Here is a 344-nt window from a genome sequence, read left to right as displayed (position 1 = left end):
GGTGTAATCGATAAAGATGACGCTTGTCCTACAGTAGCAGGTCCTGCTGAAAACAACGGTTGTCCTTGGCCAGATACTGACGGTGATGGTATCTTAGATAAAGATGATGCTTGTCCTACTGTTCCAGGTCTTCCTGAATACAACGGATGTCCAGCTCCTAAGAAACCAACTGCTGTTGTTGCTACTGAAGCTCTTAAAGATATCTTATTTGATTTCAACAAAGCTACAATCAGACCTCAATCTAATGATAAATTAGACAGTGCTGCTAAGATTATCAAAGATGCTCCAGCTGAAAACTTCGTAGTAGTAGGTATGACAGATGCTAAAGGTGCTGCTGCTTACAA

General features: G+C 41.3%; 1 protein-coding gene. It reads left to right on the top strand.

Translation table 11 applies throughout. The features are described 5' to 3' along the window. On the top strand, nt 1-344 hold a 344-nt coding region (locus tag GB932_RS22130; protein ID WP_156758933.1), incomplete at both ends, for an OmpA family protein.

Source organism: Microbacterium karelineae, from assembly GCF_009745985.1.
Classification (GTDB): domain Bacteria; phylum Actinomycetota; class Actinomycetes; order Actinomycetales; family Microbacteriaceae; genus Microbacterium; species Microbacterium karelineae.
The sequence above is the reverse complement of the archived record's forward strand: the minus strand, read 5'-3'. Positions and strand labels throughout refer to the sequence as shown.